Origin of the sequence: Deinococcus radiotolerans (assembly GCF_014647435.1) — a bacterium.
GTDB lineage: Bacteria > Deinococcota > Deinococci > Deinococcales > Deinococcaceae > Deinococcus > Deinococcus radiotolerans.
The window spans coordinates 160,267-186,321 of sequence record NZ_BMPE01000003.1 but is presented as its reverse complement, the minus strand read 5'-3'; the positions used below and the strand labels follow the sequence as shown (position 1 = coordinate 186,321).

At 70.6% G+C, this 26,055-nt stretch carries 15 protein-coding genes; 8 read left to right on the top strand and 7 right to left on the bottom strand.

The genetic code is table 11. The annotated features are described in order from the left end of the window. Window positions 1–8: 8 nt before the first annotated feature. The 5 genes from IEY63_RS08850 to IEY63_RS08830 are packed head-to-tail and all read right to left on the bottom strand — an operon-like array spanning window position 9 to window position 9,121. On the bottom strand, window positions 9–4,796 hold the full coding sequence (locus IEY63_RS08850) for a serine/threonine protein kinase (RefSeq protein ID WP_189068643.1): 4,788 nt from the start codon (window positions 4,794–4,796) through the stop codon (window positions 9–11). Next, window positions 4,793–5,800 (bottom strand): phage tail protein, encoded by a 1,008-nt coding sequence (locus IEY63_RS08845; RefSeq protein ID WP_189068642.1) that lies wholly within the window; start codon window positions 5,798–5,800, stop codon window positions 4,793–4,795. The genes IEY63_RS08850 and IEY63_RS08845 overlap by 4 nt, the downstream gene beginning before the upstream one ends. Then, entirely contained in the window at window positions 5,797–7,857 is a 2,061-nt protein-coding gene (locus tag IEY63_RS08840) for a putative baseplate assembly protein (protein WP_189068641.1), read from the bottom strand. The genes IEY63_RS08845 and IEY63_RS08840 overlap by 4 nt, the downstream gene beginning before the upstream one ends. Before the next feature lie 20 nt (window positions 7,858–7,877). Then, window positions 7,878–8,291 carry a GPW/gp25 family protein gene (locus tag IEY63_RS08835; RefSeq protein WP_189068640.1) on the bottom strand — a complete coding sequence of 138 codons (414 nt, stop codon included), beginning with the start codon at window positions 8,289–8,291 and terminating at the stop codon, window positions 7,878–7,880. Further along, on the bottom strand, window positions 8,288–9,121 hold the full coding sequence (locus IEY63_RS08830; RefSeq protein ID WP_189068639.1) for a Pvc16 family protein: 834 nt from the start codon (window positions 9,119–9,121) through the stop codon (window positions 8,288–8,290). The genes IEY63_RS08835 and IEY63_RS08830 overlap by 4 nt, the downstream gene beginning before the upstream one ends. A gap of 304 nt (window positions 9,122–9,425) precedes the next feature. Here IEY63_RS08830 and IEY63_RS08825 point away from each other — a divergent pair, with 304 nt between their 5' ends. The 6 genes from IEY63_RS08825 (at window position 9,426) to IEY63_RS08800 (ending at window position 17,704) form a co-directional block, all read left to right on the top strand. Next, the gene (locus tag IEY63_RS08825) at window positions 9,426–11,045 is read left to right on the top strand and encodes a phage tail sheath family protein (RefSeq protein ID WP_189068638.1); all 1,620 of its coding nucleotides are present in this window, start codon (window positions 9,426–9,428) and stop codon (window positions 11,043–11,045) included. 52 nt (window positions 11,046–11,097) lie between these two features. Beyond that, window positions 11,098–11,556, top strand: a complete 459-nt coding sequence (locus IEY63_RS08820; protein WP_189068637.1) for a phage tail protein — start codon at window positions 11,098–11,100, stop codon at window positions 11,554–11,556. Between the two features lie 109 nt (window positions 11,557–11,665). Next, on the top strand, window positions 11,666–12,073 hold the full coding sequence (locus tag IEY63_RS08815; RefSeq protein WP_189068636.1) for a hypothetical protein: 408 nt from the start codon (window positions 11,666–11,668) through the stop codon (window positions 12,071–12,073). Continuing rightward, window positions 12,070–12,234 (top strand): hypothetical protein, encoded by a 165-nt coding sequence (locus IEY63_RS08810; protein ID WP_189068635.1) that lies wholly within the window; start codon window positions 12,070–12,072, stop codon window positions 12,232–12,234. Before IEY63_RS08815 ends, IEY63_RS08810 begins: the two co-directional genes overlap by 4 nt. Continuing rightward, the gene (locus IEY63_RS08805) at window positions 12,231–12,836 is read left to right on the top strand and encodes a phage tail protein (protein WP_229784593.1); all 606 of its coding nucleotides are present in this window, start codon (window positions 12,231–12,233) and stop codon (window positions 12,834–12,836) included. Before IEY63_RS08810 ends, IEY63_RS08805 begins: the two co-directional genes overlap by 4 nt. Before the next feature lie 4,046 nt (window positions 12,837–16,882). Then, the gene (locus IEY63_RS08800; protein WP_189068634.1) at window positions 16,883–17,704 is read left to right on the top strand and encodes an eCIS core domain-containing protein; all 822 of its coding nucleotides are present in this window, start codon (window positions 16,883–16,885) and stop codon (window positions 17,702–17,704) included. A gap of 190 nt (window positions 17,705–17,894) precedes the next feature. On the opposite strand, the gene IEY63_RS08795 is transcribed toward IEY63_RS08800, so the two are convergent. Together IEY63_RS08795 and rocD are read right to left on the bottom strand one after the other, a co-directional pair. Further along, on the bottom strand, window positions 17,895–20,357 hold the full coding sequence (locus IEY63_RS08795; protein WP_189068633.1) for a sensor domain-containing protein: 2,463 nt from the start codon (window positions 20,355–20,357) through the stop codon (window positions 17,895–17,897). A gap of 181 nt (window positions 20,358–20,538) precedes the next feature. Further along, on the bottom strand, window positions 20,539–21,741 hold the full coding sequence (gene rocD, locus IEY63_RS08790) for an ornithine--oxo-acid transaminase (protein ID WP_189068632.1): 1,203 nt from the start codon (window positions 21,739–21,741) through the stop codon (window positions 20,539–20,541). A gap of 206 nt (window positions 21,742–21,947) precedes the next feature. Here rocD and IEY63_RS08785 point away from each other — a divergent pair, with 206 nt between their 5' ends. Continuing rightward, a complete protein-coding gene (locus IEY63_RS08785) occupies window positions 21,948–24,194 on the top strand; it encodes a GGDEF domain-containing protein (RefSeq protein WP_189068631.1) in 2,247 nt (748 codons plus the stop codon). A gap of 68 nt (window positions 24,195–24,262) precedes the next feature. Then, the gene (locus tag IEY63_RS08780) at window positions 24,263–26,017 is read left to right on the top strand and encodes a diguanylate cyclase (protein ID WP_189068630.1); all 1,755 of its coding nucleotides are present in this window, start codon (window positions 24,263–24,265) and stop codon (window positions 26,015–26,017) included. Window positions 26,018–26,055: the final 38 nt, after the last annotated feature.

Below are 26,055 nucleotides of genomic sequence, written 5' to 3'. Positions count from 1 at the left end.
GGGAAGGGTCACTTGCATTCGGCGGGGCGGGGCGTGCCGGGGCGGTACATGCACCAGCGTTCCTGCTCGCCTTTGAGGGTGTACGTGCCCAGCATGGCCTTGCGGCCGGCGCGCAGGGACGCCACGAAGCTGAAGTCCGGGTTTTTGGGTGAGGTGGCGGTGACGGTGTCGCCGTTGAAGTACAGGTTGATGGGCACGCTGGGCACTCCGGCGCGGCTGCTGCTGAACGTGCCGGTGCCGGTCTTCCCGGTGACGTTGAAGTTGACCACGCCGAAGGGGTGCGTCCAGATGCCGCTCAGGTCGGTGTAGTTGGCGTCGCTGGCGTCCTGGACGCGGACGGTGATGGTCGTCTTGTACTGCTTGTCGTCGGCCGTCAGGGAGTAGGTCTGGGTCTGGTTGGGCTGGATGGTGATCTTGCCCTTGGGGGGCAGGTCGCCGGGAATGCCTTCAATACGCACGACCTTGGCATTGACGGTGTACCAGTCGAAGGTGACGCTCTCGCCGGAGTTCACGCTGCGTTTGTTGACGTTGAAGCGCGTGATGATGGGCCCGTCGGTGGTCACGGTGTTGGGCGTGGGGTTCGGGGTGGGCGTGACGGTCAGGGGGGTGGGGGTGACGGCCGGTTTCACGGTCACGGTCACCTTGCGGCTCTGCCCGCCGGCCGTGACGGTGTAGGTGCTGGTTTTCGTGACCTGCACGCGGGCGGAGCCGCTGGCGGGCCAAGTGGTGCCCATCGCGCCGGCCGGGCCGCTGAGCCGCACGGCGGCCGTGTTCTGCGCGCCCCAGCTGAGGGTCACGCTGCCGCCGCCGGTCAGGGTGGTGGGCGTGGCGGTGAAGTACGTGATCTGCGGGGTGGGGGCGGCGGTCACGGTCACGGCCTGCGTGGCCCTGGCGGGTCCGGCGCGCAGCACGAAGGTCCGCGAGGCGTTCACGGGCACGGTCGTCTGCCCCTGCGCGGGCCAGCTGCCGTCCCGGTTGGGGCCGCGCAGGCCGTCAATGCGGATGGCTGTGGCGTTCTGAACTTTCCAGTTCAGCACCGTGACGCCCTTCCCGGTGATCTGCGTGGGGTTGACCGTGAAGACCTGCACGGTGGGGGGTGGGAGGGTCACCTTGACGGTCTGCTGCTGCACCTGAGTCCCGGCGGTGAGGGTGAAAGTGCGCGTGCCGGTGGTCTGGACGGTGGTTCTGCCCTTGGCGGGCCACTGGCCGTTGGTGAGGGGCCCCTTGAGTCCGGCGATGCGCACGCTAGGGGTGTTGGCGACGTCCCAGTTGAGGGTCACCGGTCCTGGCGCGCTCAGCTGCGTGGGGCTGAGGGTGAAGGTGTTGATCTTCACGGGCAGGGGCGTGACGATGACCTTGGCGACGCGGTTGATGGTCTTGCCGTTGCGCAGGCGCAGCACCAGCGTGTACGTGCGGGTGGTGTTGACCTTCTCGATAATCTTCGTGCCGTTGGCCTCGAAGCGCCCGTTGACCGGTCCGGTCAGGGGCAGGATGGTGACGGTCTGCCAGCCGGGCGCGTCCCAGTTCAGGGTCACGTCGCCCTGCCCGGTGATGCGCTCGGGCGTGGCGGTGAACGTGATCTTCTTCAGGTTGGCCTGTTCCTCTTCCTGCGCGGCCTTCTCGGCGTTGGCGCGGTCGATGGCGCCCTGGTCGACCAGGGTCACGTTCAGCTGCTTGCTGACGGCCACCTGTTCTCCGGCCTCGTTGCGGGCGGTCAGGGTGATGCTGGTGCTGGTGGGCGGCGCGGCCTTGATGGTCTCGCCGCTCGGGGCGCTGTCCTCGGCGCCCTGGCCGTACTGGACGTTCACGACGCTGGCGTTCTTGGTCTTCCAGATGATCTTGAACTGCTCGTTGCTCTTGACCGGGTTGGGGGTGACCTCGAAGGTCGTGAATTCGGGTTTGGGTGTCACGAGATCCAGGCGGATGTTGGCGCTCTTGGTCAGGCCGCCGGCGCCGGTGGCGGTGATGACGTAGGTGGCGCTGGTCTCGTCGCGGGGCGTGACGGTGCGCTTGCCCTTCGCGGGGACGGTGCCCAGGCCGTCGATGCTGACCTCGGTGGCGTTGGCGACGTTCCAGGACAGCACGGCGCTCTCCCCTTTCTTGACCTGCGGGGGCGTGAGCTTGAACTCGCGGACTTCGGGGCCCAGGACGCTCACGGCGCGCGAGTCGCTCTCGCGTTCGCTGCCGTTCTGCGCGGTGAGGATCAGGGTGGTGTCCTTGTTGGGGACGAACTGGCGTTTGCCGCTGGCTTCCACCTTGCCGAGTTCGCTGATGCTGACCTGCGAGGCGTTCTTCACGCGCCACGTGACCGTGACGGGCTGGTTACCGGACACGCGGGCGGGGCTGACGTCGAACTGCTCGATGACGGGCCGCTCGAAGCGGGCCTGCACCACCTGCGAGCGTTCCACGCGCCGCCCGATCAGGGAGCGGGCGACCAGGGTGTACTTCTGGTCCTTCTGGATGCCCGGAACTTTCAGCTGGCCGTCGCGGGTCAGGTGCTGCCCGGTGCCGCCCAGTTCCAGAATGCTGACGTTGCGGGCGTTCTGGGTGTCCCAGCGCAGCGTGAACGGCTGGCCCGGCGCGACGACGGTGTCGCTGCCGCTCAGGTCGAACTGCGTGATCTGCGGGGGTCGGGTCAGCCACCAGATCAGCACGCCCAGCAGCACGATCAGGATGGGCAGCAGCCACAACGGGATCAGCGGCAGGTGGTGCAGCTGTCCCTCGGCGCTGGTCACGACGTGGTCCTCGATCTCGTTCTGTTCGTTGACGGGCTGGACGTTCACCTGCAGGGTGTGCTGGCTGGCCGCGCCGAACCAGCGCAGCGGCACGCGCACCTTGATGACGTCCTCACTGCGCGCCCCGGCGGCCAGGGTCACGCGGGCGGGCATGTCGGTCACGCGGATGCGGCCCTGGCCCATCAGGGCGCGCCGGGCGGCGCTGGTGGCGGCGTGGCGGGCTTCCATCGCGGCCTGCCGGGCGGCCTCGCGGGCCAGCTGCTCGGGGTTCACGACGTGCCCAGCGGCATTGGGCGCCTGCGGCAGGTGCACGAGGTCACTCAGGCGCGGCAGGACGTGCACCTCGCCCTCGTTGTCGCGCAGGCTGGGGGACAGCACGAGGTCGGTGTTGCCCTTGTTCTCCAGCTTCAGGGTGTACGTGGTGTGCCGCCAGGTGCGGCGGGTGGGGGGCAGCAGCGTGGCGACCGTCTCGTGGAACGGCGTGACGATGACGCTCAGCGGCGCGGTGCCGGTCTCCTCGGGGTTCTCGCGCGAGCGGGCGATGACGGTCACGTCGTACGTGCCGGCGCGGCTGCGGCTGTCGCGGGGCGCCTGCACGGTCAGCGTGGCGCTGCCCTGCGTGCCGGGGTTCAGCTGCACTTCCTGGTGGGCGTCCAGCACCCATTCCGGCGGGATGCCGTCCAGGCTCAGGCGGAAGTGGTCCACGGTCACGCCGGTGTTGGCGAGGTTCAGGTGCAGCTGGGCGGGCCGGCCGGGCGTGAGGGTCAGGCGCTCCACGTCGGGCGTGACCACGATCCGTGAGCGGGTGGGGGCGCGGCGCGGCGGGACGAGCACCAGCCAGTAGGGGCGCAGGTACACGGGCGTGCGCTCAGGCCAGCGCAGCGGCGTCATGGGCGTCAGTGGCAGCCCGTCCATGACGGCGCCGTTCGTGGCGGTCAGTTCGGTGACGGTCGCCTGGCCGTTCTGGAACGTGACGTTCAGGTGGTGACGGCTCACCCCGGCGTGATCGAGCACGACGGTGTTCCCGTGCGCGCGGCCCACCGTCAGGGTGGGGGTGGTCACGGGCAGGGTGCGCAGCAGTTCGTGCCGTTCACTGAACACCAGCAGGTCCGTGTCGGTGCCGGGCGTCACGCCGTCCAGCGGGGGCGGCGGGGGCAGGAAGGGCAGGGCGCTGAGGCGCACGGTGGGTTCAGGACCGCCGGGCATCAGGGTATTCAGGATGTGTTGCAGCGCCCCTTCAAGCGCCGCGGCGTCCGGGTAGCGGTCCTCGGGGTCCTTGGCCAGGCAGGTGAGGATCACCTCTTCCAGCGCCTCGGGCAGTTCGGGGCGCAGCGCGCTGGGCTGGCGGGGCGCGACGTGCTGGTGTTTTTCCAGCGCCTCGGCCGCGTCGCGGATGTCGAAGGGCACCAGGCCGGTCAGCAGTTCGTACAGCACCAGGCCCAAGGCGTACAGGTCGGTGCGCAGTTCGTTGCGCACGCCGCGGCACTGCTCGGGGCTCATGTACGCCAGGGCGTTCACGACCGCGCGGTCGTGCGTGCCGTAGCTGCCGGCGCGCAGTTCCGCCAGGCCGAAGTCCGAGAGCTGCGTGACGTACCCGGCGTGGCCCAGCAGGGCGCGGCCGGGCTGGATGATCAGGTTCTCGGGTTTCAGGTTGCCGTGCATCAGGCCGTGCGCGTGCGCGTGCGCGAGGCCCGCGGCGGCCTGCCGGACGAGTTCCACGGCGGTGACGATCGGCAGCGGCCGCGCCTCTTTCGCCTGCGCCTGCAGGAGGGCGCGGGCGCTGCCGGCGCGGCCGAGGTCCATGGCGTAGAAGGCGCGTCCGGCGCGCGTCTGGAGTTCCCCGGTGGGCAGCAGGTGCGCGTGCCGCAGGGTGGAGACGCGCAGCAGCAGGCGTTCAAGCTGCATCAGCAGGAACGACTGGCCGCTGGTGGTCTCGTCCAGGACGCGCAGGGCGACCTCGCGGCCTTCGTCGAGGTCGGTGGCGACGTGCACGGCCCCGAGCCAGTCGCCGCCCAGGGGCCGCGTGAGCTGGTAGTGGTGGAAGATCTTGGTATCGGTCATGCGGTGGGTCCTGCGTCGGGGGTCTGGGCCTGGGGAGGCTGGGCGGTGAGGGGTTCAGGGGCCGGCGGGGCGGCGGGTTCAGCCGGGCCGGGCGGGTCGGGTGGGGCGCCCGGTGCGCTGATCCACTCGACGTCCACGCGGGTGTGCGCGGGCGCGTGCGCGTGGATGAACGCGGTGACGGCCTCGCGGCTGGCGGTGTCGTCCCCGTCGGGCGGGTCGAGCAGGCGCACGGTCAGCGTGTACGGCTGGGCGCTGTCCTCGCGCAGGACGGGGCTCAGGCCGTACACGGTTTCCAGCGCGCGGCTCAGGCCGTGCCGGGTGCCGCGCCAGCGGTATAGCGTGACGGCCTCGCGCAGCCAGGCGCGCTGGCGCGCCTCGGGCCAGTGGGGGTCCAGCGGGACGCCCAGCCACGCGGCCATCCAGGCCAGCACGCGCGGCGGCGCCACGCGGGGGTCGAAGATCATGTCCACGCTGTCCTGGCGGCGCTGGAGGGGCTCCCAGATCGCCTCGAAGATCTTCAGGTACCTGGACAGGAATTCGGATTCCTGAAAGAAGGGCGGGAGGTACTCGGTGTACAGCGCCAGGGTGCCGCGTGCGGGCGTCTCGGGCGGAAAGGTGGGCAGGGGCGGGCGGGCGGACCGGGCGGCGAGGTCGCCCTGTTCGCGCACGCGCCCGGTGGGGGGTGGGGCGGGCTGGGTGTCGGGCGCGGCGGTCAGGAAGGCCAGCGTGAACGGGCCGATCTGGATTTCGTCCCCAGCTTCCAGGCGCCGGGGTTCGTTTGGTGAGAGCCGGTGGCCATTCACGAAGGTGACGTGCTCGCCTGACGAGAGGTGGGTGAGCAGGAGCGCGCCGCCCTCGGCGCTGATCTCCGCGTGGCGGATGGCGACGGCGGGGTCGCGCAGCGGCAGGCCGTTGTCGGGCGTGCGGCCAATCGAGAGCGCCCGGGCCAGGGGCAGCACGCGCTGCACCTCGCCGCCCCGGCGGACCTGCAGGGTGGCGCTCATCCCTGTTCCACCCGGACGTGGTGCACGTCACTGACGATCAGCGCCTGTGGGGGCATGGGCAGGCTGCCGGTCACGACCTCGCGCGTGTCGGGCTGGCCGGGTTCGGTCAGGACGACCTGCACGTCCTCCACGACTTCCAGGCCCGGCACGCCGCGCAGCAGGCCGTACAGTTCGCTGAGGGTCAGGGTGCGCCCGAACGGCCAGCCGTGCCCGTCGGGCCCGCCGGTGTAGGGGTTGAGGTAGCTGTACAGGGCGTGCAGGGCGCGGCGTCGGACGTCCTCTCTTGCGGGGCGGCTGGCGGCGTGCGCGGCGCGGACCGTGGCGGTCACGCTGACCCACACGTACTGCGGGGCGCGCAGGTCCAGGGTGGTGCCGACCGGGCGGCGCAGGTCGAGTTCCTCCTGCACGGCGGCGCGCAGTTCAGCGCTGAGGGTCAGGCGTTCGGGCGCCACCCGGCCCGGCGTGAGTGGATCGACGTCCACGCCGGGGTCGTCGAGGCGCACCTCGGGCAGGATGGCGACCGTGACCTGACCGGGTGGGACGTGCAGCGCGCGGATCTGGCCGGGGTAGGTCTGGCCGGGGGCGTGCATGTTGGGCGTGACGCAGCGGGCGCGGGCGACGCCGGGCACCTGCGCGGCGAGGTGTTCGTAGTCGTCGGCGGTGACGGCGCGGGTGCGGGTGCGCAGCAGCTGCGGCACGCGCTGCACGGCGTCCTCCAGCTGCTGGGCGTTGCGGCCCCCCACGGCCGGGGCGTGGTTGGTGACCCGGGCCACGTACGGCAGGCTGCTTTTCAGGACGCTGAGGCTGCGCGCCGGGACGTTCCCGATGGCGCCGCCGCCGTACTGGTAGCGGCGCATGCGGATCGTGGCGCCCTGCGGTGGGGTCAGGCCGAACCGGTAGACGCTGCCGTCGGGTTGCAGCACGCTGGGCCCGAAGGCGACCTCGCGGGTGGCGGTGTCGAACGTGAAGTGCGGGTCGAGCGGCGAGGACAGGCTGAAGTCCTCCACCGGGGTGTACAGGACGCTGTCGCCCTCGGGCGTGATGACCTCGATCAGGTCGCGGTCCGGGTCGAGGTGCAGGACGGGCCCGTTGAGCAGCGTGAAGCGCTGGCCGGGCGTGCCGTCACTCTGGCCGAGCAGTTCGTTCGTGACGACCGTGGCGTGCCGGGCGGGCACGGTGATGCCGCGCGCGTCCACGCGTAACGTCTCCAGGTCCGGGCTGACGCGGTACCCGGCGTGCATCTGCTCGTTGGTCAGGCGGCAGCGCAGCCAGTAGCCGCGCTGCTCGAAGAAGGTGCCCTCGCGCAGGGTGGGCAGGCGCAGAATCAGCTCGCCGGACATGTTGAACGCGCCGGTCCCGTCGTACTCCACCTCGCACTGCGCCCAGCGGCTCACGCCGCCCTGCCACGCCTCCCAGACGTACGGGGGGTGGTTGGGGTTCACGCCCGCGCCCCCGGCGAGTTCCACGCCGAAGTGCAGGGCCAGGACGTGGTCGCTGTGGTCCCCGGCGAGCTGCACGAAGAGCGCGTCGCCGGGCTGCGGCTGCGGCTGGAAGATCGGGAAGCGGTAGCCGGGCAGGCCCAGCTGCGCCAGGTCGTGCCGGACGCCGCGTTCCTCGCCCTGCACCTGCGCCAGGGTGTTGGCGGTGTACAGGCCGCTCAGCTGTGGCGGGCGGATCACGCCGCTGCGCTCGGCGGAGAACACGGTCGCCTCGTTCACCTCGGTGCGCAGCGTGGCGACCTCGGTCCCGGCGGCGATGGCCAGCGGCGTGTCCTGCGGGGCGCTCAGGTAGAACGTGACCGGGGCCTGCGCGGCGCGCGGCGGGGCCAGCTGCACGCCGATCAGGTCCAGGAACGCGATCAGCAGCTTGTCCGGCACCTGGTTCACGCGGTACAGCAGCAGGTCGGTCATCCAGGCGAACACTTCCAGGATGGCCATGCCGGGGTCGCTGGGGTTGTGGTCGGTCCATTCGGGGCAGAACTGCGGGATGAGGCGGCGGGCCTCTTCGAGGATGTCATCGAAGCGGCGGTCGTCGAGGTTCACGGTGGGTAACGGCACAGTGGGGTCTCCGGGTGGGGTCAGGGGGCGCGGTAGAAGGGGAAGATCAGGGAGCGGGGTTCCGGCGTGCCTTTGACGCGGTAGCGGAGGTCCACGATGATGCGTCCCGGGTCGGCGGGGTCCAGGCGGGCCTGCACGCGCTCGGTGGTGACGCGCGGCTCCCAGCGGCGCAGGGCCTCGTCGACGTAGTAGGAGGCCAGGCCCAGGGTGGTGGCGTCGCCGGGGGCGAACACCAAGTCGTGAATGCGGCAGCCGTACTCGGGCCGCATGACGCGCTGGCCGGGCGCGGTCATGAGCAACGTCATGATGGCCTGCGCCACGGCGCGCTCGCCGCTGACCATGCCCAGCTGACCGCGCGGGTTGATGCCCAGCGGGAAGGCCAGGCCGGTGCCCAGCACGTCGCGGGCGGCGGGGCGGGTCAGGGGACGGGTCATGCGGAACCTCCAGGGGAATCCAGGGTGAGGCGGGCCTGATCGGTCCCCGGGGCCAGCTGGAGCTGCTGGCCGTCCAGGGTCAGGACGTGCAGGGTGCCCACCTGTTCGCGCGGCGCGTCCAGGTGCACAGTGCCGGTCGCGTCGGTGAAGCCGCGCGCGCCGCCGTCGCTGCGCACGAGGGCGTCGGCCAGGGGGCGGCCGTCGGGGGCGCGCAGCTGCCAGCTGCTGCGGCGGAACTGGCTGACGAGCGGCGCGTCGCGGTGCGCGTCGCCGCGCACGACCAGGTTCCGTTCGAGGACCAAGGGCGAGAAGGTTTCGACGTTCAGGTCCAGGGGGACCGTCACGGTGTACTGAAGGTGAGGGCGCAGACTCAGGCCCAGGCTGCTGAACACCGCCTGGGGCGTGTCGCCCTGCGTGACGCTGCCCAGCACGCCCAGGCCCAGGCGGCGGGCCTCGTCAGGCAGGTAGGCGTCGTCCCAGTCGTGCTGGCGCAGCAGGGCGGCCAGCACGCGCCACAGGACCGCCCACTCGTCGCGGCCCAGTTCGTCCAGCTGGGACTTGAAGAACACGGTGACCAGAAAGCGCAGGTCCACGCGCCTGGGCGCCAGCTGGCGCTGCACGCCGCCCGCGACGGGCAGCTGCGTGAAGTCCATGGAGCGCAGGCTGGTGTTCTCGCGCAGGTCATGCAGGAAGAAGTTGAGGGTCGGGCGCGTCAGTCCGCTGACCCAGCTGCTGGTGGGCGCAGCGAAGCGGATGTCCAGGGCGTCGCGGGGAAGCTGCGCCTCGGTATACACGAGGTCCCGCAGGGCCTGCTGGACGTCGGCAATCATGATGAGCTCCCCATCTGTCTAGACATTCCAGACACGTCACATCCCCCCCCCGGGGATGCCACCAGCAGGGGCGTTGCGGGAATTCGTACAGGCAAATAACGTCCAGGAGGGCTAATCTTCAAGGTTTCAACCTCACGGGTAGTTGAGTGACTGGTCAGTATAGAAACAGATCACCTCCCGTGTCTGCTCACATGCGGTTTACACGCCAGGTCAGTTCTGGAAAGGTGAATACCTCAGTGCTCAACGTCCACCCACGCAACAGCCGCGGGGGTCGTCAATCGCTGCAACTTCACCGGAGGAACCCATGGCTGAATACCTATCCCCAGGCGTCTACGTCGAAGAAATCCAGAGCGGCCCACGCCCCATCGAGGGCATCAGCACCACCACCGCCGCCTTCGTCGGCTTCGCCCCCAGTGGCCCCGCCAACACCCCGGTCTTCATTGCCAACTGGCAGCAGTTCAAGGAGATCTTCGGCACCACCGACGCCCGCGGCGAGAAGAACCCCTTCATGGACGGCGCGTACCTCGCCCAGAGCGTCTACGCCTACTTCAACAACGGCGGCACCCGCTGCTACGTCGTGCGCCTCGTGCCCGCCCAGGCCACCCAGAGCAAGCGCACCGTTGAAGCCGCCCGCCCCCTCCAGCTGCCCAGCCGCGCCAGCAAGGCCGTGCCCAGCCTCAGCATCGCCGCGCGGGACGGCCGCCAGAGCGACATCCAGATCGAGGTGCTGCCCGCCGACCCCATCAAGCCCGGCGAGGCGCCCAAAGGCAAGGACGGCAAGACCGACCCCGAGGAAGGCAGCGACGGCCTGTTCACCCTGAAAGTCACCCGCAACGACGTCACCGAGACCTTCCCGAACGTCAGCATGGGCAAAAAGCACACCCGCAGCGTCGCCGAGGTTGTGAACAAGGAAAGCGTGCTGATCACCATCGAGGAGACCAGCAGCGCCGGCCCCCTCGTCGAGCGCGCCCCGGAACCCGGGGCCTACGTCCTGCAGGCCGACAGCAACGTCATCGAGCAGGGCCGCGAGATCCGTGGTCAGGACTTCGTGGGCAGCGTCGACGGCCGCAGCGGCATCGAGAGCCTGGAAATCGCCGAGGAAGTCAGCATGATCGCCGTGCCTGACCTGATGAGCGCCTACCAGGCCGGCATGATCAACGAGGACGGCGTCAAGAGCGTCCAGCGCGCCCTGATCGACCACTGCGAGCGCAACGCCAACCGCATCGCGCTGCTCGACACCCCGCCCGACCTCACCCCGCAGCAGGTCGTGAAGTGGCGCAACGTCGACACCAACTTCGACACCAGCTACGCCGCCATGTACTACCCCTGGGTAAAGGTCGAAGGTCCGGACGGCAACCCCATGATGGTCCCGCCCAGCGGCTTCGTGGCCGGCATCTACGCCCGCAACGACGTGGAACGCGGCGTGCACAAGGCCCCCGCCAACGAGATCGTGCGCGGCATCCTCGGGCCGGCCATCCAGGTCACCAAGAGCGAGCAGGACATCCTGAACCCCATCGGCGTGAACTGCATCCGCGAGTTCCCCGGCATGGGCGTGCGCGTCTGGGGCGCCCGGACGCTGTCCAGCAACGCCCAGTGGCGCTACGTGCCCGTGCGCCGCCTGTTCAACTACGTCGAGAAGAGCATCGAGCGCGGCACCCAGTGGGCTGTGTTCGAACCCAACGATGAGAACCTGTGGTTCCGCATCCGCCGCGACATCAACTCCTTCCTCACCAGCGTCTGGCGCGACGGCGCGCTGTTCGGCAACACACCCCGCGAGGCCTTCTACGTGAAGTGCGACACCGAACTCAACCCCTCCGAACTCCGCGACCGCGGCGTCCTGCAGGTTGAGATCGGCCTCGCGCCGGTCAAACCGGCCGAGTTCATCGTGTTCCGCTTCAGCCAGCACGCCGGTGGCGGGCAGTAAGCCCTCCAGTCCATCCATCCCGCATCCCCTCACCTGACCCCGGAGGTACACCATGACCGCACCCACCCGCAGAGATCCGCTCGTCGCCGCCTACTTCAGCGTCCAGTTCGACAACAAAGTTGTCGGCGCCTTCCGCGAATGCACCGGCCTGGGCAGCGAGAGCCAGGTCGTCGAGTACCGCGCCACCGACGAGAAGGGCCGCGCCGTCCTGATCCGCGAACCCGGCACCATGAAGTACAACGACATCGTCCTCAAGCGCGGCATCACCAACGACATGGACATGTGGGGCTGGCGCCAGCAGGTCGAGGAAGGCAAGATGGACGAAGCCCGCCGCAGCGGCACCATCACCCTCCACAACCAGAAAGGCGAGCCCGTCGCCGCCTGGACCTTCGAGCGCGCCTGGCCCAGCAAACTCAACGGCCCCACCTACGACGCCAAGAGCAATGAGGTCGCCATCGAGGAACTGACCATCACGCACGAGGGCTACAAGCGCGTGCCCGTCGGCGGCTGAACCTCACCCCACCGGGGGCGGCCCACGCCTGCCCCCACTTCGCCTCTCCCAGTCAGTCGGCTGGCCCCGCGCTTCACCTTCCGGAGGCTGCCGCCAAGGGTGACCGAGTGTGAACGAACTTCCCTTCATGCTGCCCGTCGGACTGCTCACGTCCGACGGGCACCTTCACCGCCAGGGCCACATGCGCCCCGCCACCGCCCTCGACGAGATTGAACCCCTCGGCGATCCGCGCGTGCAGCGCAACGAAGCCTACTACCCCCTGCTGCTGCTCTCCCGCGTCACCACCCGCCTGGGTCCCTTCGCGCCGGTCACGCCCGACGTGCTCGCCGCACTCCCCGCCGCTGACTTCGCGCACCTGCAACAGCTGTACGCGCACCTGAACAGCGGCCACGCGCCCGCCCCGTTCACGCCCGGCGCCCTTGCCCCTGTGCCCGGCACCCCAGCCCTGCCCGACACGGTCGAGACGGAATGCCCGCACTGCGGCGCCGTGCTTGAGCTCGACCTGGCGGGCGCATGACTCCGGCAGCGCCCACTCCGCAGCGCAAGGAGCAGGTGGCTGTCGGCACCCGCGCCCCCCGCCCCAGCACTCCGGACCTGGATGAACTCACCCGCCGCGTGTACGCGCTGATGCTGGAAGACCTGCGCCTCGACCACCAGCGCCGCGGAGGCTCATCATGAGTCGCGTCCCCCGCGTGAGCGCCACCGTGCGCGGCGGCGTGGCCCGCGCAGACACCCCAGCCGGGCAGGCCAGCGTCCGTACCGACAGCCGCGGCGTGCAGGCCAGCCACAACCTGAGTGCCGAGGCCGCCGCACGCCGCTTCGGGCTGCCCGTCCCCACCACCCCGCAGAAGGCCGCGCATCAGGTGCTCTCCAACCACCGCTACCACGTCGCCATCGACGGCCTGGAACAGGCCGCGTTCAGCGAGGTGAGCGGCCTGACCATCGAGACGGAAACCATGGACTTCATTGAGGGTGGCGTAAACGACCGCGTGCTGCGCCTCCCGGTGCGGTCCAAGGTGGGCAACCTGACCCTGAAGCGCGGCGTGGTCGCCGGGCAGAAGCTCCTACAGTGGCACCTGAACATCGTGCAGGGCTACCTGGACGTCCGCAACGTGACCATCACCGTCTACCAGACGACCGGCGCGGTCCTCACCCGGTTCGAGCTGCTCCAGGCGTACCCCGTCAAGTGGAGCGGCCCGCAGTTCGCCGGGAGCGGCGACGCTGTCGCGGTCGAGACGCTGGAACTCGCGCACGCGGGCTTCCTCCAGATCAGCCAGTAACGCCCGGCGCGACCCTCCTCGCCCTGACCCCCGCTGCCCCCGAAAGGAGCGACGTGAATTCCATCGACGAGCGGCTCGCCCGCCTGAAACACGCCACGCGCATGGCCATCACCCGCCAGGACCCCCTCCCCACCTTCTGGGGCCCGGTCCCGCTGGGCGTGACGCCGGCGCTGGTCCAGCCTCTACCGCCCGCCCCTCTGGCCGCGCGGGTCCGGCGAGTCCCGGCCCGCCTGATCGCTCTACCCCACGCGCCGCAGGCCACCCTCCCGCCAGGCTGGACGGCGCCCGCGCAGGAGCCAGACTGGACCGAGCCGCTCGCGGACCCCACCCCCAGCCCAGCCGCGCCGCAGCGGACGGCCCCCGCACCGCGCTTCGCGCCGAGCCCGCCGGACCCCACTCCCGTCTGGACGGAGGAGGCCACGCCCTACGCGCCCGCAGAGCTTCAGGCAGACCCGTTCGGTGACCGCGCTGCGCTCCTCGCCGCAGGGCTGAGCGAGACACCGCCAGCCTCCTTTGCGCCCGTCCCCACCGGGCCGGTGCAGGAGCAGACGCCGCCCGTCATGGAGGCCCGGCCCCTGCGCGCCGCGTCGTTCAGGGAAGCCCTGGCCCTGAACACCGAGCCGGACTTCACGCCCGCCCGCGACAGCGCAGCAGTCACCCCGCGGACCGCACCCCAGCAGGAAGCCCCTCGCGCCGCCGACCTCACACCGCCCCAGGCTGACCCGCAGGTTGCCGCGCTGCCGAACCCGGGCGTGCCCCACACCGCGCATGTCGACTCGCCAGCAGACCGGCCCGCTCGCCCGCCCGGCAAGGGAGCCGAACGCCCAGAGCCCACGCACACCCCCCGTGAAGATGTGACGGCCCGACCCTCGGAAGCTGATCTGGAGGTCGCCCCACCGTCCCGCCCGAGTGTAGCCCGCGAGGCCCGTGCCGACACGCCAGCAGACCGGCCCGCCAGCCCGGTCCAGCTGGAAGCGGCACGTCCAGCGACCACGCCCGCCCCAACGGAAGAAGTGGCGGCCCGGCCCCAGGTGAACGAGGCTCCCATGTCAGCCACCCCGGCACCAGAGGTGCGTCCGGTCGTGCAGGACCTGCCGACTGCGGACCCTCAGGCCAGCGCTCCCCTCCCGGACCTGCACCCAGACCCTGCGAAAGCGCAGACAGACCGGGAGCAGCAGGACCGTGAGCGGCGGGAGCTGGAGGTGCTGCTGCGCGGCGGCAACAACGACATTACCGTCCGCCTGCCTCGCCGCCCCCGGCCTGTCCCCCTGCGCGCGCCCGCCCCGGCGGCCGAGCCAGAGGAAGTGAAGGCCGCGCCGCCCATCCCGGCGGACGTCTCACAGAACATCCTGGCCCGCCTGAACCGCTTCGCTGAACTGGAAGCGGCCGGGGAGACCGAAGCCAGCGTGATTCCCTTCAGGCAACTGGAGGACTGGCAGGACCATCATCCGGAACGCAACGTCGGCGCGCCCGACCTGCCCGTCGCTCCGGCCCCGCGCGCCGAGGCGGCCCCCACGCACGGCACGGGCGCCGGCCCCCGCGTGAAAGCCCGCAGTCGCGGGCAGGGCCGTGAGCCGCAGGCGACCCCACGCACCCCCTCTACTGAACAGGACGAGGACCCAGAGCGAGGACTCACAGCGGCCCCGTCCGGGCAGACGCAGCAGGAGCAGGAGCAGCCCGATTCAGATCAGGTCCAATCCGCGCTCGCCAGTCCAGCACAGCCCAGCACGGCCCAACAGACTGCACTCCCTTTACCTGACGGCACGGCGCCGGCCACTTCACCGACACCCGCCACCGAGAGCGCGCCTGGCCTGTCCCCAGCGCCATCACGACTCCCTGGCCAAGTCACGCCGCTCGCGCAGCCAGTGTCATCAGTCAACACGAACCCGGCAAAGTCTCCCGGCACGGATGGGCCAGCCGTCGCCGCACCGACTGCACCCGTGTCAGAGACCGACCTGCCAGCCGACCCCTGGCTCAATGCGGTGACAGCTGCGATTCCCGCAGCACCCGGGCCGACCAGCCAGCACGACCAGCCACAGGGGAGCCAGGAGGATCAGCGAGTGGTCACGACTGATCTGACCAACCTGACCTCGCTCCCAGAGAGCTACAAACGCGCAGAGGATAGGGGCGTTAAAGCGGCAGTCACCCCTCAGCTCAGTCCAGACCGCACACCACGGAAGGCGGCCAGGATCGTGACCGCACCAACTGAACCTGACGGTTCACCTCTCGCTGCACTGCCCCATGAACTGGCAGCGCCACTCACCAGAGACACAAACTCGACCGAACAACCTTCCAGGCTTATGGGGCAGGTCCCGGCACTCCACCCCCTCCCGCAGGACGTGGGGACGGAAAGGGCCGTGCCCGTCCACTCCCCAGTTCCGCCACGCCTACCCGACCCAACTGGCTTCCTGACTGATCCTAGCGCCCGTCAGGCTGCGCCTGTTTCGACATCATGGGAGGCGCCGTCCCCACTGCTGAACTCACCGTCTCCAGCTGGGATCGACGTCCAGGCCGGGGCCGTGCCTGCCCAGTCCCCAGTTCCGCCACGCCTGCCCGACCCACCTGGTTTCTTGACTGATCCGAGTGCACGTCAGGCTACGCCTGTTTCGACGTCACAGCAGGAGCCGTCCCTGCTGCTGGACTCACCGACTCCAGCTGGGATTGACGTCCAGCCTGAAATCAACAGTCTGGAACTGACCAGTCAATTCAGTCCCACACCCAGTCAGTCCGCACTCACCTGGGAGCGTGACGCGACTGCGCCAGCCCCTCAAGCACCGTCGATCGCAAGACCAGTTCAATCCGCCGCGCCCATCCGGGTCGTGAGGAATGATCAACCCAGCCTGACCGTACCTTCCCCAATGGAGCAGGCCGCCACCCTGCCCGCACTGACCCAGGCGCCGGGCAGCACGGACCGAACGGGACAGCCCATCCGTGCGCGTGTCCTCCAAACGGGCCGAACCTCCTCGGCCGGACTGGACGTCAACGTGACCATGCCAGAGGCACAAGGGCAGACGGTAAGGCCGATCGTTGATGGACGTGATCTGGAGGAACGCACGACTCAGGTACCTCCAGAACAGGTCACGGCGCGCCCGGCACAGTCAGATCAGGTTGCCGCGCAGGAACAAATCGAGCCGCCGATCGGGACGGCCCGACCGGGTTTCATTCCGACCGTCCGGCGCGCAGCGTTCAGAGATCACGGGGATTCGCCAGAGAGCACCCCACAGACTGGGCGAGCCTGGGCTGAAACGCATCCAGCCGCACCTTCCACGTCAGCAGTCTGGCCAGTCCCGCCCAGTCCACTGCCGCACCGCCCGGCCCTGGCCAGCTCGGATATGCCTGCGGAAGATGCCGCTGTGTTCGTCCAGGCCCCGGCTCCCTGGCCCGTCGCACGACCGACATCCGCTCTGCTGCGCCCCTCGCTTACCCCAGTCACTACAGAATCGTGGCTGCCGCTCCATGCTCCGCCGATGAGCCCGCTCCTTACGCCTCCCGTGGGGACTCAGGTAGGGCGCCACACGGCCATGCCTGTCCCGCTGCCCACCGTGCAGCCTGTTCAAGGGCTGCCAGTTGTTCCCGCCTCGGTCCAGCGCACAGCCGGGTCAGCCCCGGCAGCTCCCTGGAGCCACCAGCCGGACCCGCCGGTGGCCTCAGACCCCGGCCTCTCTCAGGTCGCGCCGAACGCGTATCTTCCCGCGCCTCCCACGACCCCGCCTGAAGGGATCCTTCCTCCTCTCGCCACGGCATCACGTCCTGAACCCATCCAGGTTCCGGCCGCCGTACCACCAGACATGGCGCAGGAAACTGCGATGAACGCCTTCTGGCCCACAAACCCAGCCACTCCCGGACCCGCAGAATCCGTCGCGCCGTTCGCAGAGACACCGGGCCGCGCCGCACCGGACAGGGAACTGGACACGCCAGCTGTGTACTCATTGCAGCGTCAGAACCCTGAGGTCACGGCCACCCCACGAACTCTCCCCCAGCTGCCCCAGCGGGCTGACCGGCCGCCGGTGGGGCCGAGAACTGCGCCGGGCACGCCCACCCCGGTCATGCCGCTGCCCCGGCCCGGCGTGCAGCGGAGTCCGGCAGCCGTGCCAGCGGTACCCCTCAGCACTCCGCCCGGCGTGGACGGCGTCCTCTCAGCGCTGGCGCACGCAGCGCACCGCGATGGGCACGGCACGCCCCTGGCGCCGGGTGAACTGGCGGCCCTGCGTGACGTTCTGGGGACCAGTGTCGCGGACGTCCGGGTGATCCGCCGACCCGAGGTGGCCCCGGCGCTGCGCGCGGCCCGCGCGGACGGCCTGACCCTCGGGGACACGGTGTTCCTGCCGCACGACCTGCCCCTTGATCGGCCGGCGGGCCTGGCCCTCGCGGCGCATGAATTCACGCACGCCCGCCGCGCCCGCGACCCGCTGTTCGTTCCTTCGGCCCTCACGCACGCAGCGCCGCAGGCGGCCGATGAGGAAGCCGTCGCGCTGGCCACCGAACACGCCGCCTTCGAGCACACGCCGGACCCGGCGCCGCCCAGACGCGCCCCGGGGCTGCCGGCCCCGTGGGAACCACTCCCCACCTGGTCCGGCGAACCCTCACTGTCCTCCGGTCCACGCCCGGGCGCGGCCCGCCTGCCCGCAGCGCCGGCCCCGCGGCCCTCGTCACCTCCTCCTGGGCCTGGCGCTGTGCCCTGGCATGCTGCCGCTGCGGACCGTCCGGCCCCAGCGCCGCCGGCCAAGGCGGCCAGCCGCCCCCCCGAAGATCAGGCGGTCGGTCGACGCGCCCCGCAAACGGCGGCGGTGGACCTGGATCAGATGGCGCGGGATGTCTACGCGCGCCTGCGGGAACAGCTCAGTCAGGAGATGCGGCGCCTGAACTGACCCGGGGGTCTCTCGACAAATTGCAGGGGCCGTTTCATGCGCAGGGCAGAGCTGCCGCCTGCATGAGCGGCCCTGTTCCATGCATGGCCGGTGGCTCCTGGAGGTAGGGCCCGCTCGATTCAAGCCAGGTTGTAGGCGCGAGGACCACGCCGGACTGCGGCCGGCCCGGGTGCCCTGCGCGCCGCACCGGTTACCGCAGGCGTTCCAGGTCGAGTTCGACGGTGTAGGTCCGCCACCCGGCCTTCCCGGCATGTTTCGCGGCGTACATGGCGAGATCCGCAGCGCGGTGCAGGTCGCCGTCCGGTACGCGACCGGCCACGGCCACGCCCACACTGGCACTCACGTGAACGCAGATCGTGCCCACGTGTACCGGCTGGCCCAGGGCGTCCACCAGCCGGACGGCCAAGTCAGAGGCCAGCGCGGGGTCCAGGTCGGGGTGCATGAGGCCGAATTCGTCGCCGCCCAGGCGGGCGATGAGCGTCCCGTCCGGCGTGTGGGCGCACAGACGGGCGGCCAGTTCCCGCAGGAGGTCGTCTCCCACGTGATGCCCATACGTGTCGTTGACTTCCTTGAAGTGGTCGATGTCGATCAGGAGTGCCGCGGCCCGTGGACCACGCAGGTCCCGGACAGCGCGCTGGAAGGCGCGGCGGTTGCCCAGGCCGGTCAGGTCATCCTGGAACGCCTGGGAGGTCAGCTGCTGGCGCAGCGTGACGGCTTCGGTCACGTCACTGAAAGACACGACCACGCCGCTGCGGTCGTCCAGGGGGATCGCGTTGATGGACAGCCACAGCTGGTGCCCGTCGCGGTGCCGGCGGGCCAGGAGGACCTGCCGGACGGCCCGGCCGGTCTGCTGCGCGGTGGCGGCCGGGTTCTTCTGCCACGTGACGAGCTGACCACGCTCGTCGTGCAGGCCCCAGTCGAGGTTGGAGACGTGAGGGAGGGCGCGGGGGAGTTCGAGCAGGTCGCGCGCGGCGCGGTTGGCGGCCAGGAACTGGCCCTGTTCGCTGATCATGATGACGCCCTCGTCCAGGGCGGACACGATGGACCGCGCCTGATCCTCACTGCGTTCCAGTGCGTCCCGCAGCTGCGCGCTGTGCATGATGGGCGCCAGGTGCGACTGAAGCCAGCGCAGGTGCTCGAGGGTCGTGGCGTCCAGCGTTCCGTCCGGGATGTCCAGCAGGGCCAGGGCGATCAGGCGTTCCTCGTGTCGCAGGGGGAGCAGGAGGGCGCGGCTCTCCCTGAGGGTGCTCCGGGGCAGGTCCCGCAGCCAGGTGGGGTGCGTCAGGCTGCTGATCAGGGTGTTCAGCGCGGTGGAGGCGTCGGGAAGTTCGCGCAGCTGTTCCCGGAGCGCTTCATGGTCGCCCTGCGCCGCGAGGATGCGGGGGGGCGCGGCAGGCGCGGCCATCTGGATGAGGAGCGCGCCGGGCGCCCCGCTGACGCGCTGCAGTTCGGCCAGCACGGCGTGGAAGGTGGGCCGGGCGGGTCCGCCCTGGACGGAGAGCGTCAGCAGCTGCTGGGCTGGTCCTTCCCACTCGGCGGCCCAGACTTCCTCGGTGACGTCCTGGATGGACCCGGCCCAGCCCTGGCCGTTGCCGCGTTCCTCGGGGACGGGCAGGGCCAGGGCCACCACGTGCCGGTACTGACCGTCGGCGCGGCGCATCCGGCCGCGCAGTTCGAAGGGGATGCCGCCCCGCATGCCCCGGAGGATGTCCGCCCAGAGGCGGGCGCGGTCGTCGGGGTGGACGACGTTCAGATACCCGTGCCCGATGTATTCGTCGAAGGCCTGGCCGGTCAGGGCTTCCCAGTTGGGGCTGTGGCCCTGAATGGCGAAGTTCCGGTCGAGTTCCCAGAGGGCGGCGTGCGTGATTTCCAGCAGGGTGCGGTAGCGCAGGTGCGCGCGGGTGGTGTCGTCGAAGAGTCTGGCGCGGTCCAGCGCGGCGACGCACGGGGCGATCAGGGCGCTGACGCGTACGAGGTGCCCCGGGGTCTGCATCGTGAGGATCAACTGGCCCAGGGCGCGGCCGGAGGTGACCAGGGGCAGGGTGATGACCTCCTGCGCGGCCGGGTGCAGCGCCGGGTCCAGGGTGGTCCAGGTGCCTGCGCTGCTGGCAGTAGCGTTCCCGGCCTGCAAGGCCCGGGCGAGTGGGTGTGCGTCGGTGGCCACCAGCGTTCGGGTGATCTGGGGGCCGTCCGGTCCGGCGGTCAGGACGCGCAGGGTGGCGCCGACCGGGTCGAACAGGGCCAGGTACACGTCTAGTGCCTGCCACGCGGGGTGCGTGAGGACCGCGCTGATCACCTCGTCCATGGCCTGCGCTTCGTTCAGGGTCCGCGCGAGCGATTCGTGGGGGGTGAGCAGGTCGCCGTGAGGGGCGTGAAATTCCAGGCCGTCAGGGGTGCGGTCCGCGCGGAGGTGCTGGCAGTGCCCGCCGCACCCGGCCGGGACCGTGGTGCCCTCCAGCTGGGCGCGCAGCAGGCAGCCCGGGGGGAGCAGGCTGAGCAGCGGTTGCCCGAGGAGGTCCTGCGCGGCGGGCGCGACGGTGCGCAGCCAGTGCCGGGCGGCGGCGCTGGCCGCGGTCACGGTGCCTTCTGGGTTGACCGCCAGGTAGAAGGACCCGCTGGGGACATGCTCAGGCGCGCAGATCGGGTTCGACATGGAGTCTCCTGCACACAGTCTAATTCTGTGAGGAGGGGTCATGTGCGGCTCACCTGTACGCGCTGATCGGGACGGCCGTCGGGGGTGGCAGCGATGGCGGGTAGAAAGGCCGCCGCCCCGGTGTGGGGCGGCGGCTTTCAGCTGTGTTCAGGGCGGCGGGCGTCCCCACCAGACCGCCGGGTCAGGCCAGGACCTGCTCGATGCGGTCCAGCGCCCAGTCGAGGTCCTCACGGCTGGTGACCAGGGGGGGTGCCAGGCGCAGGGTCGTCTCGTGGGTTTCCTTGCACAGCACGCCCAGGTCGCGTAGGGCCTCGCAGGCGGGACGGGCCGGGCCGTGCAGTTCCACACCGATCAGCAGGCCGCGCCCGCGAATGTCTTTCACCTGAGGGCTGTTCATGGCCTCCAGGCGGGCGCGGACGTACGCGCCGAGCTCCTGCGCGCGGGCGGGCAGCGCCTCGTCCTCGAGGACTTCCAGGCTGGCCTGCGCGACGGCGGCGGCCAGCGGGTTGCCGCCGAAAGTGCTGCCGTGATCACCGGGCTGGAACAGGTTCATGAGGTCCCGGCTGGCCAGGACGGCGCTGACGGGGTACACGCCGCCGCCCAGGGCCTTGCCAAGGATCGCCAGGTCCGGTTTCACCTGTTCGTGATCACACGCGAGCCAGTGGCCGGTGCGGCCCAGGCCGGTCTGGATCTCGTCGGCGATCATCAGGATGCCGTGGCGGTCGCACACGTCACGCAGGGCGCGCAGGAAGCCGTCGGGGGGCGTGATGACGCCGGCCTCACCCTGGATCGGTTCGAAGAGAACGCCGGCCGTGTTGGGCGTGATGGCCGCCTCGATGGCCGCCACGTCACCGTAGGGCACGCTGACGAAGCCGGGCGTGAACGGGCCGAAGCCGCGGCGGTACTGCGCTTCGCTGCTGAAGGACACCAGTGTGGTCGTGCGCCCGTGGAAGTTGCCGTTCATGACGATCAGTTCCGCCTGATCGTGCGGCACCTGCCGCGTGTGATACGCCCATTTCCGCGCGAGTTTGATGGCGGTTTCCACGGCCTCGGCGCCGGTGTTCATGGGGATGACGGCCTCGAAGTTCAGGAGGCTCGTTACGGTCTCGTAGAAGGAGGCGAGGCGGTCGTTGCGGAACGCGCGGGACGTGAGGGTCACCTGCCGGGCCTGTTCGGTCAGCGCGTGGATGATGCGGGGGTGGCAGTGGCCCTGGTTGACGGCGCTGTACGCGGACAGGCCGTCCAGGTAGCGGCGGCCCTGGGTGTCCCACACCCAGGCGCCCTGCGCGCGCTGAATGACGACGTCCAGGGGTTTGTAGTTGTGGGCGCCGAGGGCGTCTTCACGCTCGATCAGGGCCGCGGGGTTGGTCATGGTCTGCGTCATGGTGCTCCTGTTGCGCGCCGGCCAGGCTGACCTGCGGAGCAGGCAACCGGGGCGTGCGGGTGAGCTCTACCTTATGAAAGACTTTGGCTGACTGGAAGATCCAGAATTTGCACTTGTTGACCAGCCAGAATCACGGAGCAAGGGTGAAGACTGTCCTTGCTGGCCCTTCACCGCGGTCAGTGGGCACCTCCTACCATGAGGTTCATGTGATTCAGGCTCCGTTCCCGCCAGATCCCAGCTCCGAGGCCTGCACGCGGTACGGCGTGCAGGACCTCGCCGCGCAGCCTGATCTTCAGGCGCTGTGCCATCTGACGGGCGCCGCTCTGGGTGTGCAGCACGTGGCTGTGGTTTTCATGACGCCCAGACGCAGCTGGACTCCGGCTGCGACCGGCTGGGCACCCCGCACACTCGGGGTAAGCGGCTCAGAGCCTGAACCCACCGCCTTCTTCTGGACGCGCCTGGACCCGCGGCCACCACCGGAGATTGGGCTGGCTCTGCTGCGCCCCCGCGACACCTGGACGTTCGCGGCGGGCGAGCCTCTGGTCACGCCGGAGCACGTGACTGTCGGCCTGCTCGTGATCGCTGGTGACCGTCCGGACATGATGTGGACACCCGCTCTTCAGGTCACGCTGCGGGCAGGGGCGCAGCTGGTCATTCAGACCCTGGAAGGCCGCGCGGCCCGCCTGGACCTGCGGGCCGCGCAGCAGCAGCAGGTTGAGCTCCAGCGCCGACTGGAGCGCGCCACCCTGGCCGCCCGGACGTTTCAGGCGATCGCCGATCTGACCGCCCTCCCCCTGGACGAGGATGACGGCCTGCGCGGCGCCGCGCAGCTCACGGCGGAACTGATCGGCGTGGACTGGAGCGGCGTGCAGATGGACACCGGCGCGCCCCTGGAAGCGGTCTGGCCGCCCGACGCGAACCTGGCACAGCTTCTCCCGGCCCTGCCACCAGCCGGGGAGGGCCCAGTGTTCACGCTGGACAGCGGTGAGGGCTGGCACCTTCAGGACGGGCGCCCGGCCGCGCTAGCGTGGCTGGAGGTGCCGGGGCGCGCCGCGCGGCTGCTGTTCGTGCGGTGCGGTCCGGGGGCGCGCTGGACGCAGTCGGACCGGAAGGTGCTGCGTGACCTCGTGTGGGCCCTCAAGCACGTCCTGTCATTCACCGCGCAGCGCAGCGCCGTGAAGGGCCTCGAAGGGCAGCTGCATTTCGCGCTGCGAAATTTTCCCATGATCCTGTGGATCACCGACGCGCAGGGGCGCCTCGTCACGGCGGAAGGCAGTGGCCTGCGCGGGCTGGGCGTGCAGGCCGACGCGGTGCTGGGCCGCTCGCTCCAGGCCCTGGCTGGTGAGGTTGACAGTCCCGCCATCCGTGATCAGCTCGGCCGGGCGCAGGAGCTGCGTCGCACGATCACCCTGGCCGGGCGGGTGTACGACACGCATCAGGTGCTCCTGCCAGGCGGGGGGACGCTGGGCGTGGCCTTCGACGTGACGGACCTCGCGCAGTCCCGCGCGCAGGCGCAGCGCGCGCAGGCCCACGCGGAGATCCTGCTGGAACTCACGCAGATTCTGGCGCTGTCTGAACCGCTGCGGGCCGTCACCGCGCGGGTCATGACGGTGCTGCTGCCCGCCCTGCCGGGCACCACGCTAGTCATGTGGGAACAGGGCGCGTCCCTGCGCCCGCTGGTGATCCGCGGGGCGCCGCTGCCCGGTCCGGCCGAACTTGAGGCCCGCGCGCAGCTGCCCGACGCCCTGCGCCGCGCCGTTCAGGGTGCCGACCCGGTCGCGCTGGGCCGGACGGAACTGGACCTGCACCTCCCGGGCGCCGGGCTAAAGGCCGCCCTGATCCAGCCCATCACGGCGGGTGAATCTCACCTGCTGCTCGCCGCCTACCGGCAGGAGGAGTGGCCCTGGGCGGAACACGAGCTGGAATCCCTGGCCGTGGCGTCCCGCGTGCTTCAGGTCAGCCTGGAGCGCCGGGAGACCCTCACGAACCTGAACGCCGCCGCCCGGTCGGACCCGCTGACCGGCCTGTGCAACCGGCGGGCCTTCGAGGAGGACCTCGCCCAGCGGTTACGCCGCGGCCCCCTGACCCTCGTCACGCTCGATGTGGACGGCCTGAAAACCATCAACGACCAGTTCGGGCACGCCCGCGGCGACGCCCTGCTGCGGGCCGTCATGCAGGCGCTACGGTCCGTGCTGAGCGGAGACGACTGCGCCTACCGCGTGGGGGGCGACGAATTCTGCCTGCTGCTGGGTGGGGAACAGCGGCCCGTCCTCGTTCAGCTTCAGGTGGCCCTGGACACCCTGCCCGCCCAGGGCTTCCCCGACGCCGGAGCGAGCGTCGGGGTTGCCTACGCGCCGCAGGAAGGGCAGCAGTCCGAGACGCTGTGGCAACTGGCGGACGAACGCATGTACGCCGAGAAGACCCGCCGCCGCCGCGCCCGCCGGCCCACCTGACCTGCCCCATGACCACCCCCACCGTGGTGAGCGTAGGGTCTGCGTCCGGCATGCCCTACAGTGTCCCCGTGCGCCTGCGTCACCTGCTGCTGCTCACCCAGCTGCCCTTCTGGGCGCTGCTGCTGTTCGCCTTCCTGAACCTGCAAAGCGGCCTGGAAAGCCGGGTGCAGACGCTGGCACGCTCCAGCGACACCCGCTCGCAGCTGGAGGCCGTGAACGCCCTGTTGACGCACGTCGTGAACATGGAAACCGGGGTGCGCGGCTACGTGATTGCCGGACAGGCCAGCTTCCTGGAACCCTATTACCGTGGCGAGGCGGCCTACCCGCCCGTGCTGAAAACCCTGAGCCGCGACGCGCAACTGCCGGCGCAGGAGCGCGCGCGGCTCGGCCGCATCGGATCGGTCATCCGGCAGTGGCAGACCGAAGTGGCGCAGCCCGAGATCCGCGCCCGGCCGTCACAGCCGGAAGTGGCCGAGGCCCTCGTCCGCAGCGGCCGCGGCAAGCGACTCCTCGATGCGGTCCGCGCCGACGTGGACGCCCTCAGCCAGAATCTGGCCGCGCAGCTGAGCGTCTCAGACGCGCGGGCGCAGCGTCAGCTTCAAGCGCTCCGCCGGGACCTGATGATCGCCGCCGCGGTCCTGCTGGCCCTGAGTGTCGCCACGACGCTGGGCGCGGCGCGCATGCTCACGCACCCACTCTCCGATCTGGGCCGCGGCGCGCGCCGCATCACCGACACCAGCGGCAGCGTGACCGTCACGGAACGCGGCCCCCGCGAGTACCGCGACCTGGCCAGCACCTTCAACCGCATGACTGAACGCATCCGGGAGGCGCGGCAGGCCACGGACCAGGCCGTCAGTCAGCTAGAGCGCCGCAACACCTGGCTGAGCGACCTGGCCCGGCTGAGTGACGCCCTCCAGGCCGCACGCACGCTGAGCGAGGCGTCCGAAATCCTCACCCGCGCCCTGCCCCACCTGCTGCCCCACACCAGCGGGCAGCTGCTGCAACACAACGCGTCGCGCAACCTCCTGCTGCAGGCCGCGCAGTGGGGTGAACCGCTCGGCACGCCCGGCCCTGACACCTGCTGGGCCCTGCGGCGCGGCGAAACGCAGGGCGAGGCGGCCGGGCAGCCCTTCATGCCCCGCTGCTCGGACCAGACCGGCCCGTATCTGTGCGCGCCGCTGTTCTCGCACGGGGAGACCCTGGGGCTCCTGCGCATCCGCCCGCCCGCCGGCGCGGACCTGAGCGCGCAGCGCGCCGCGCTGGACGATGTAACGCGGCAGGTGGCGCTCGCGCTGGCCAGCCTGCGCCTGCAAGACCGGCTGCTGCAGCAGTCCATCCGTGACCCCCTGACCGGCCTGTTCAACCGCCGTCACCTGGAAGCGCAGCTGAGCGCCGGGGTGACCGCCGCGAACGCCACGGATGCCCCCCTGAGCCTGATCGCGCTGGACATCGATCACTTCAAGCGGCTGAACGACACCTTCGGGCATGACGCAGGCGACGCCGCACTGATCCGCGTGAGCGCCACACTGCGCGACCTCGCCCCGACCGGCAGCACCCCAGCCCGCCCCGGCGGGGAGGAATTCACGCTCCTGCTGCCCCAGACGGATCTGCGCGCCGCGCAGGCCCTGGCCGAGCAGCTGCGGAGCGCGGTCGAGGGTCTGCACCTCACGCACGACGGCCTGCCCCTGGGCCAGGTGACCGTGTCCCTGGGTGTTGCCAGCCTGACCGCAGGTGTATCGGGCGAGGGGCTCGTGGCGGCCGCCGATCAGGCCCTGTACGCCGCCAAGCGCAGCGGCCGGAACCGTGTCATGGCCGCCACCTGAGCACAGGAGGCCTCACAGACGGACTGTTCCGTGCAGAG

Bases quoted from the DNA above. Each gene is read 5' to 3' on its own strand.
- IEY63_RS08820 (WP_189068637.1), top strand. From the start codon at position 11,098: ATGACCGCACCCACCCGCAGAGATCCGCTCGTCGCCGCCTACTTCAGC.
- IEY63_RS08805 (WP_229784593.1), top strand. From the start codon at position 12,231: ATGAGTCGCGTCCCCCGCGTGAGCGCCACCGTGCGCGGCGGCGTGGCC.
- IEY63_RS08810 (WP_189068635.1), top strand. From the start codon at position 12,070: ATGACTCCGGCAGCGCCCACTCCGCAGCGCAAGGAGCAGGTGGCTGTC.
- IEY63_RS08795 (WP_189068633.1), bottom strand. From the start codon at position 20,357: ATGTCGAACCCGATCTGCGCGCCTGAGCATGTCCCCAGCGGGTCCTTC.
- IEY63_RS08845 (WP_189068642.1), bottom strand. From the start codon at position 5,800: ATGAGCGCCACCCTGCAGGTCCGCCGGGGCGGCGAGGTGCAGCGCGTG.
- IEY63_RS08850 (WP_189068643.1), bottom strand. From the start codon at position 4,796: ATGACCGATACCAAGATCTTCCACCACTACCAGCTCACGCGGCCCCTG.
- rocD (WP_189068632.1), bottom strand. From the start codon at position 21,741: ATGACGCAGACCATGACCAACCCCGCGGCCCTGATCGAGCGTGAAGAC.
- IEY63_RS08835 (WP_189068640.1), bottom strand. From the start codon at position 8,291: ATGACCCGTCCCCTGACCCGCCCCGCCGCCCGCGACGTGCTGGGCACC.
- IEY63_RS08830 (WP_189068639.1), bottom strand. From the start codon at position 9,121: ATGATTGCCGACGTCCAGCAGGCCCTGCGGGACCTCGTGTATACCGAG.
- IEY63_RS08800 (WP_189068634.1), top strand. From the start codon at position 16,883: ATGCCGCTGCCCCGGCCCGGCGTGCAGCGGAGTCCGGCAGCCGTGCCA.
- IEY63_RS08825 (WP_189068638.1), top strand. From the start codon at position 9,426: ATGGCTGAATACCTATCCCCAGGCGTCTACGTCGAAGAAATCCAGAGC.